Origin of the sequence: Paraburkholderia bannensis NBRC 103871, assembly GCF_000685015.1 — a bacterium.
Lineage (GTDB): Bacteria > Pseudomonadota > Gammaproteobacteria > Burkholderiales > Burkholderiaceae > Paraburkholderia > Paraburkholderia bannensis.
This window is the reverse complement of sequence record NZ_BAYA01000018.1, coordinates 1-9,974: the sequence shown is the minus strand read 5'-3', so window position 1 is coordinate 9,974 and position 9,974 is coordinate 1. Positions and strand designations below refer to the sequence as shown.

Annotated in this window: 1 protein-coding gene; it reads left to right on the top strand. The window is 71.3% G+C overall.

Translation table 11 applies throughout. The features are described from left to right. Positions 1-44 precede the first annotated feature (44 nt). Positions 45-9,974: non-ribosomal peptide synthetase (locus tag BBA01S_RS42730; protein ID WP_042297884.1), on the top strand; the 9,930-nt coding region annotated here is incomplete at its 3' end.

Sequence of the window (9,974 nt, the reverse complement as noted above, 5' to 3'; positions counted from 1 at the left end):
CGGTGTTTTCGCGACATCGGCGGATGTGATCCGGACGAGGCAACATGGAATCGAACACGCTTAAAACCGAAGCTCTTCTCATTCGCGTTCAGGAGACCGTACGCGCGACGCCGCAGGCAAACGCCGTGGCCGACGCGCACGACACACTCGACTGGGCCACGCTGTGGGCGTGGTCGGGTCGCGTTGCCGCTGCGTTGCGCGAGGAGGGCGTGCGCGCCGGCTCGCGCGTGGCGCTGGCGCTGCCGCGCGAGACCGCGCTGGTGGCGGGCATTCTGGCGATCTGGCGTCTGCGCGCGTGCTACGTTCCGCTCGACCCCGCGCTGCCCGAGGCGCGGCTGCGCTGGCAGGCCGAAGACTGCGGCGCGCGCGTGCTGCTCGCGCACACGCCGCCTGCGTGGCTGCCCGACGGCGTGCGCACGCTCGCGCCGCAGGCGTGGCGCGATGGCGTGCATAGCGCCGAAGAAAACGCCGAACCAGTGGGCGATGCCGCCGACCTCGCGCAATGGCCGGCCTATGTGATCTACACCTCTGGCTCCACGGGCCGCCCGAAGGGCGTCGAAATCGGGCAAGCCGCGCTGGGCGCATACCTGCGCAGCGTTAGCGAGCGCGTGCCCGCAGACGTGCGCAGCGCCGCGTATCTGTCGACGCCCGCCGCCGACCTGGGCCACACGGCGTTGTTCGGCGCGTTGTGGAACGGCTGGACGCTGCATCTCGTCGATGCGCAGATCGCCGCCGATCCCGACGCCTTCGCCGCCTTCATGGAAGCGCGCCGGATCGACCTGCTCAAGATCGTGCCGAGCCATCTGGACGCGCTGATGCAGGCTGCGCGCCCCGAAGCCGTGCTGCCGCTGCGCTGCGTCGTGGTCGGCGGCGAACCGGCGGCCACGCGGCTGGCGGCGCGCATCGCCGCGCTGCGTCCCGCGTGCGTGGTGATGAACCACTACGGCCCGACCGAAACGACGGTCGGCGTGTTGACGCGCCACGGCGGCGAAAGCCGTGGCGCGACGCTGCCGCTTGGCACGCCGCTCGCGCATGTGCGCGCGGCGGTGCTCAATAAGGATGGCAATCCTGTACCGCGCGGAGTCGCGGGCGAACTGTGCATCGGCGGCGAAAGCCTGGCGAGCGGCTATCTCAACCGCGCCGCCCTGACCGCCGAGCGCTTCGTGCCCGATCCGCGCGGTGACGGCGCACGCCTCTATCGCACCGGCGACAAGGTCAAGCAACTGCCGGGCGGCGAATTCGCGTTCCTGGGCCGTCTGGACGATCAGGTGAAGATTCGCGGCTATCGCGTCGAGCCGGAGGAAGTGGCCGCGCGTCTGCGTCTGCTTGACGGCGTGCGCGACGCAGTGGTGGTGGCGCGCCGCGAAGGCGAGGAGCAAGGGGAAGCACAGGCCGACGAAGCAGGCGCGCTGCGTCTGGTCGGCTATGTGACCGCACAAACCGCGCTCGACGGCGAGGCGCTGCGCGCGCAACTGGCCGCCGAACTGCCCGACTACATGGTGCCGTCGGCGATCGGCGTGCTGGCCGCGCTGCCGCTGACCGCGAACGGCAAAGTCGACCGCGCCGCGCTGCCCTGGCCGCTCGAACAGGCTGCCGGGGCGGGTGCAGCAGGCGATGCCGCGCCCGCTATCGTGGAAGCGCGCAACGACAACGAGCGCACGCTGCTCGCGGTGTGGCGCGAAGTGCTGCGGCGCGACACGATCGGCGTGACCGACAATTTCTTCGAAGTGGGCGGCGATTCGATTCTGAGCCTGCAGGTGATCGCGAAGGCGCGCCGCGCCGGACTTCGCCTGACGCCGCGCCAGATGTTCGACCACCCGAGCGTGGAAGGAGCGGCGCGCGTGGCGCAAAGCACGGCTGCCGCCTCGCCGCGTGCGGCGGCGCCTGCAACGCCGCCTGCAATGCCGCTTGCAACGCCTGCTGAGAAAACCACCGCGCCGGCTCCCGACGCCGCCTTGCTTGCGCGCGCCGGTCTCGCCACTGATGCGGCGCAGACGGTGGAATCCGTCTACGCTGCCACGCCGATGCAGCAGGGCCTGCTGTTCCACGGCATGCTGGAAGGCCAACCGGGTCTCTACGTGGGGCAAATGCGCCTCACGCTGGTGGCGCGCGCGGGCGGCGCGCTCGACGCCGCCGCGATGCGCGCCGCGTGGCAGCATGTCGCCGCGCGCCACGCGGTACTCCGCACGCGCTTCGTCTGGCCCGCCGAGGGCGAACCGCTGCAGATCGTCGAACGCCACGCCGACGTGCCGTTCGCGCTGCACTCGCCCGAATCGGCCGATGCCGACGCCGTTATTGCGCAGACCTGCCGTCGCTTCGTGGAAACGGGCTTCGACGCCACGCGCGCGCCGCTGATGCGCGTCGATCTGTTCGCGCGTGCCGACGGCGCGCACGAACTCGTCTGGACCCATCACCACGTGCTGACCGACGGCTGGTCGAGCGCCCAGGTGCTGGCCGAAGTCGCGCGCGCCTATGAAGCGCTCACGCGCGGCGAGTCGCTCGCCGCCGCGTCGACCGAGCCTGCCGTGCCCTACGCGCACTACGTGCAATGGCTCGCGGATCAGCGCGACACCCAGGCGTTCTGGAGCGAGCGCCTCGCTACCCGGGACGATCCCGCGCGCCTCGCCGACGCGCTGGGCCCGGATCTGCGCGCCGCCGACCCGCACATGCCGCAAACGCAAACCGAAGCCGCCGAACCGATGCGGGTCGAATCGCTCGCGCCCGCGCTGCAGATGCGCCTCGCGCGCGCCGCGCAGGATGCGCGCGTGACGCTGAACACGGTGGTGCAGGCGGCGTGGGCGCTGGTGCTCGCGCGCTTCGCAGGTCGCGAGCAGGTGGTGTTCGGCGCGACGGTCTCCGGCCGCCCGGCCGATCTGGCCGATGCCGACAAGATCGTCGGCCTCTTCATCAACAGCCTGCCGCTGTGGATCGACGTCGACCCGGGCGCTGCGCCCGCTGCATGGCTGCGCGCGATCCACGCGCAGACCGTGGCGCTGCAGGACGCCGCGCACACGCCGCTGGCGAAGCTGCAGCAATGGGCGGGCGTGGCGGGCGATGGCCTGTTCGACAGTCTGATCGTGTTCGAGAACTATCCGCTCGACGATGCGCTGCAGGCCGGGCAGAGCGCCTTCGACGTGCGCGCGGTCGAGACCGTGGACAACACGCATTACCCGCTCACGCTGATCGTGACGCCGGGCCGCACCGCCACCGAGGGCCTCGCGCTCAAGTGGCGTCACGACGCGCGGCGCGTGTCGAGCGCGGCGGTCGAACGGCTCGCGCGCCAGTTCCACGCGATGCTCGACCAGCTTGCCGATGCGGTTTCGGTCTCTGCGCAGCCCGCGCGTCTTGCCGATATCGCGTTGCAAGCGGACCTGCCGCCCGCGCCGCCGCGTGAGGCTTTTGCGTTCGAGCCGGTTAGCGCGCGCCTGGCGGCCATCGCGCGGGCGCAGCCCGACGCGATTGCGCTGCTGCATCCCGCCGATGACGGCGCTGCCCCCGCGCTTGCGACGCTGACCTACGGTGCACTCGACGCGTGGTCCGCGCGCATCGCGCAGCTATGCACGCAGGCTTGCGCGGGCCGCACGCGCGAAGTCCGCATCGGCGTGGCGATGAGCCGCTCGCCGGCGCTGGTGGCGACGCTGCTTGGCGTGCTGCGTGCAGGCGCGGCCTACGTGCCGCTCGACCCCGCCTATCCCGACGAACGCCTGCACTACATCGCCGACGACGCAGCGCTTTCGCTCGTGCTCTGCGACGCGGAGCAAGCCGGGCGATTCGCGGCGCTGTTGCCCGACGTCGCGCGCCTGGCCGTGCCTTGCGCCGACGCGCTGGCCGGCAGCGACGGCGAAGCCGCAGCGTTCGACGAACCCGCAGTCGATCCCCGGCAACTCGCTTACGTGATCTACACGTCCGGTTCGACGGGCCGCCCCAAGGGCGTGGGCGTGACGCAGGAAAACCTCGCGCGCCTGTTCGATGCGACCGCGGCCGACTTCGGCTTCTCGACGCAGGATGTCTGGACGCTGTTCCATTCCTACGCCTTTGACTTTTCGGTGTGGGAGCTGTTCGGCGCGCTCGTGCATGGCGGGCGGCTCGTGATCGTGCCGCAGGACGTGGCGCGCGACCCCGCGCGCCTGCACGGCCTGATGCGCGCGACGCGCGTGACGGTGCTCAACCAGACGCCTTCGGCGTTCGACGCGCTGAGCGATTACGACGCCACCCAGATGGCGGCCGGCGTTCGCACCGACGCATTCGCCGCACTGCGCTACGTGATCTTCGGCGGCGAGAAGCTCGAACCGTCGACGCTCGCGCGCTGGCTTGCGGCACGCGAGGCGCACGCGCTGCCGACGCCCGCGCTCGTCAATATGTACGGCATCACCGAAACCACGGTGCACGTGACGCTGCGCACCCTGCAGCACGCGGACATCTTCACGGGCGCGGCGCCGAGCGTGATCGGCGCGCCGCTTGCCGACCTGTCGCTGCAGGTGCTGGACGGCGCGGGGCGGCCGGTGCCGGCGGGCGCGGTCGGCGAGCTTTACGTGGGCGGCGCGGGCCTCGCGCGCGGCTACCTGGGCCGCGCCGCGTTGACCGCCGAGCGCTTCGTCCCGGATCCGTTCGGCGCGCCCGGTGCGCGCCGCTATCGCTCGGGCGATGTGGCCCGTCGTCTGGCCGATGGCGACATCGATTATCTGGGCCGCAACGACAGCCAGTTGAAGGTGCGCGGTTTCCGCATCGAGGCGGGCGAGGTCGAAGCCGCGCTGCGCGCGCATGCCGATGTGCGCGCCGCCGTGGTGGAAGTGCGCGATCAGCAACTGGTCGCGTGGGTGGCGGCGGCGGCGGGCGCGACGCTCACGCCCGAAGCGGTGCGCGCACATGCGCGTGCGGCGCTGCCCGCCCATATGGTGCCGTCGCGCTGGTGCGTGCTCGACAGTCTGCCGATGACGACCAACGGCAAGCTGGACCGCCGCGCGCTGCCCGCGCCGACCGACGCCGTCGATGAGACGCGTAGCGCCTTCGTCGCGCCGCGCGACGCCACCGAACGCACGCTCGCGGGCATCTGGCAGCAGGTGCTGGAAGTGCCGCGCGTGGGCGTGGACGACGACTTTTTCGCGCTCGGCGGCCATTCGCTGCTGGCGGTGCGCGTGCTGGCGGCGGTGCGCGCGGCGTTCGGCGCGGCGCCCGACCTGCGCGCGCTGTTCGACCAGCCGGTGCTCGGCGACTTTGCGGTGGCGGTGAAGGCGGCGAATGGCGACGCCGGCGTCAGCGTGCTGCAAGGCGCGAGCGCAGCAGACGCCCCGGCGCGACCTGCACAGCCCGGCGCGCTGCCGCTGAGCGCGGGCCAGCAGCGCCTGTGGTTCCTCTGGAAGCTCGACCCGCACAGCGCCGCCTACCACATCCATGGCGCGCTCGACCTGCAAGGCGCGCTGGATCGCGCCGCGCTCGAAGCCGCGCTCGACACGCTGGTCGCGCGTCATGCCGCGCTGCGCATGCGTTTCGCCGAAACGGGCGGCGTGCCGCAGCTCACGATCAAGGACGAGGCGCGCTGCGATCTGCGCGTGGTCGACGCCGCGCAAACCGGCTCCATCGATACACAGCTGAACAGCTTGCTCGCGCAACCGTTCGATCTGCTCAACGAGGCGCCGCTGCGCGTCACGCTGATCCGCGTGCGTGAAGACCTGCACGTCCTGCAGTTCGTGATGCATCACCTGATCGCCGACGACTGGTCGATTGGCGTGCTGCTCGACGGTTTCGTGAGTGGCTATCGGGCCCATGCGCAGGCCGCAGCCTCTGGCTGCGCCGATGTGCCCGCAGAAAGCGACGACACCACCTGGCACGCCGTCGTGCGCGCACAAGCCGACAAGCTCGCAAACGGCGGCGCGCAGCGCCAGCTTGCCTACTGGAAAACGCGCCTCGCGGGCGCGAATGCGCCGCTCGCGTTGCCGGTGGACCGCGTGCGCACGGGCGCGCGCAACGGCGCGGGCGCACGCGTAAGCGCGACGCTGCCGGCCGCCGTGGTGAGCGCGCTCAAGCTTCAGGCGCAGACGCGCCGCGCGACGCTCTTCATGACCGCCATCGCGGCCTTCAACGCGCTGTTGCATCGCCATACGGGCGAGGCCGATATCCGCATCGGCGTGCCGGTCGCGCATCGCGATCTGCCGGGCGCCATGCGTCTGGTCGGCTTCTTCGTCAATACGGTGGTGCTGCGCACTCAGGTTAGCGGCATGACGTGCGCGGGCGAACTCGTCGAACAGGTGCGCGAAGGACTGCTCGAAGCCTACGCGCATCAGGACGTGGCCTTTGCCGAGGTGGTCGACGCCTTGCAGCCCGAGCGCGATCTCTCGCAGACGCCGCTTTTCCAGGTGATGGTCAACCAGCAGCAGTCGCATGCGTTCGACGCCGATGTCGGGCCCGATCTGCGTCTGCGCGCGCGCGGCGAAGAGGGTTCTCAGGCGCAGTTCGACCTCGTGCTGAACCTGGTCGAGCAAGCGGACGGCGCGCTGCGCCTGACGCTGACCTACGCGCGCGACGTATTCGACGCCGCCACGGCCGAACGCATGACGCAGCAGCTGCGCGCGCTGCTCGAACAATGGAGTCACGGCGACGATGCGCGCATCGCCGCGTTCGCATTCGAGGACGGTGCGTCGGTGGCAGGGCCGCTGCACGCGCATCGCTACGAGCCGGTGCACGCGCGTTTCGCGCGCGTGGCGCGGCAACAGCCCGACGCCGTCGCACTGGTCTGCGACGACGACAGCGTGCGTTACGGCGAACTCGCGGCATGGACCGCACGCATCGGTGCCGGCTTGCGGCGTGCGGGCGTGCAGCCCGAGGCGCGCGTGGGCGTGTGCGTGGGGCGTTCGCCCGCGCTGCTCGCGGCCTGCCTGGGCGTGCTGCGCGCGGGGGCGGCGTTCGTGCCGCTCGACCCCGACTATCCCGCCGATCGCCTCGTCGCGATGCTTGACGACGCGCGGATCGACTACGTGATCGCGGACCACGACGGCCAGGCGACGCTGGGCGATGCGCTCGCTACGCGCACGGTGCTCGATGCGAACGCCTTGCGCGCGGGCGCGGATGCCGATGCCGATGCAAACCACACCCTCGACACCCTCGACACCATCGAGCCGATCGATGAGAGCCGTCTCGCCTACGTGATCTACACCTCCGGCTCGACCGGCAAGCCCAAGGGTGTGGCGATCCCGCACGGCGCGTTCGACCGTTTGCTGGCGGGCGTCGGCGATTTTGTCGCGCTGCGTGGCGACGATGTCTGGCTCGCGGCCACGTCGGCATCGTTCGATATTTCGCTGCTCGAACTCTATTTGCCGCTGACCGTGGGCGCGCGCGTCGAGCTGGCGAGCCGCGCCGTCCAGCGTGACGGCGTGCGGCTCGCCGCGTTGCTCGAAACCAGCGGTGCGACCGTGTTCCAGGCGACGCCGTCGGGCTGGAAGCTGCTGCTCGCGGGCGGCTGGCGCGGCCAGGCGCGCCACGCCGGTCGCGTGCTCAAGGGCCTGTGCGGCGGCGAGGCGCTGCCGCCCGACCTTGCAGCGACGCTGCTCGATGCGGGCGTCCATCTGCGCAATATGTACGGCCCGACCGAAACGACCATCTGGTCTGCCGCGGACACCGTCACGCGCGCCGCGCCGGTGGCGCTGGGCCACGCGCTCGCGGACAACGCGCTGCGCGTGGTGGGCCGCTCGGGCGAGCCGGTGCCGGCTGGCGGCGTGGGCGAACTATGCATCGGCGGGGCCAATCTCGCGCGCGGCTATCTGGGGCGTGCGGCGCAAACCGCCGAGCGCTTCGTGCCCGACCCGCACGGCCAGGGCGCGCGCCTGTATCGCACGGGCGACCTGTGCCGCGTCGGCAGCGACGGGCGGCTGAGCTATCTGGGCCGCCTCGACCAGCAGATCAAACTGCGCGGCCACCGCATCGAACCCGGCGAAATCGAAGCCGTGCTGCGCCGCTGCGAAGGCGTGCGCGACGCGGTCGTGGTGCTGCGCGAGGACGGCGGCGCGGCGCGCCTCGTCGGCTATGTCGCGGGCGCAGGGCTGGACGCGGCGCAACTGAACGCGCATCTGCTTGGCCAGTTGCCCGAATACATGGTTCCGGCGGCGCTGGTCGTACTCGACGCGCTGCCGCTCACGCCCTCGGGCAAGATCGACCGCCGCGCGCTGCCTGCTCCGCAAGCGGGCGCTTCGGCGCACACGCAGCGCGACGCAAAGACGCCTGCCGAAGCGGCCTTGCTCGCAATCTGGCGCACGGTGCTGCGCAGCGACGCCATCGGCGTGACGGACAACTTCTTCATGGCGGGCGGCGACTCGATCCTGAGCCTGCAGATCGTCGCCCAGGCCGCCGAGGCCGGGCTGCACATCACGCCGCGCCAACTGTTCGAAGCGCCGACCATCGAGCGCCTTGCGCGCGCTGCGGTGGCGGTGACGCCGCCCGCTCTGGCGTCGATCCACGAAGCCCCGGCTGGTGGCGAAGCGGATTCGCTGTGGCGTTCGCTGGGTCTGAAGCCCGAACATGTCGAAGACGTCTACACGGCCACGCCGCTGCAGACGGGCCTGCTTTACCACGTGCTGGCGGAGCCGGAGCGTCACGCCTATCTGAACCAGTTGCGCCTCACCTTGCGCGGGCCGCTCGATCGTGCGGCGCTGGCTGCCGCCTGGCAGGCGGCGATGGCGCGCCACGCCGTGCTGCGCACGCGTTTCGAATGGCGTCAGGGCGGCACGGTGCTGCAGATCGTGCAGCGCCGCGTGACGCTGCCTTATGTCGAACTCGATTTTTCGCACGAGGCCGACTACGAAGCCGCACTGGCGGCATGGCGCGAGCGCGATCTGGCGGTGGGCTGCGCGCCCGATGCCGCGCCGCTCATGCGCGTCGCGCTGATCCAGCGCGAGGACGACGTGGCCGATCTCGTCTGGACTTACCACCATCTGCTGCTCGACGGCTGGAGCACGGTGCGTCTGCTCGACGAAATCCTGCGCGACTATCGCGCGCGCAAGGACGGCGCGGCGGCGACGCTCGCGCCTGTGCAGCCGTATCGGCGGTATGTGGAATGGCTGGAGCGCCATGCCGGACCCGATCAGGGCGAGGCCTGGTGGCGCGCCCGCGCGCAGGCGGCGGGCGAACCCGCGACGCTGCTTGCGGCGCTGCCGCCGTGCACGGGCGACGAACCCGGCACGCACGTGCGCCGCGCCGACCTGCATGGCGACCTGGGCGCGCGTCTGCACGATGCGGCCCGTGCGCACGGCGTCACGCTCAACACCCTGATGCAGGGCGCGTGGGCGCTGCTGCTCGCGCGTTATGTCAATCACCGCAGCGTCGCGTTCGGCACCACGTTGGGCGGTCGGCCCGCTCAGCTTCCGGGTGTAGGCGACATGCTCGGGCTGTTCGTCAACAGCTTGCCCGTATGGGTCGAGGTGACGCCGCAGGCGCGCGTCGGCGACTGGCTTGGCGCGCTGCAGCGCCAGTTCGGTGAGCTGCGCGAACACGAGCACACGCCGCTCGCGCGCGTGCAGCAGTGGAGCGGCCGCAGCGCCGACGCGCTGTTCGACACCCTGTTCGTCTTCGAGAACTATCCGGTCGAGGCAATGGGTCGTGGCGCTGCAGCCGAGGGCGAGGCGCTGACGATCGAGCGCACCGATTCGGTCGATCCGACGCACTATCCGCTGGCCGTATCGGTGATTCCGCGTGGGCGCGTGGCGCTCGAATGGGCGTGGGATGGCGCACGCATCGACCGCGCGACGGTCGATCGGCTTGCTGCGCAGTACGAAGCGTTGCTCGCGCAACTCGCGGACGATGCGACGCGGCGCGTGGGCGAACTGGTGCTGCCGGAGGCGGCTGCGGCGCAGGACGCGCGGGTGTATGCGTTTGGCTCGCTTGCGGACTCGCTGGTGGCGCAGGCTGCGCGTTCGCCTGCAGCGGTGGCGTTGCGGTGCGAGTCGCAATCGCTGAGCTATGACGAATTGCAGCGCTGGTCGGGGGCG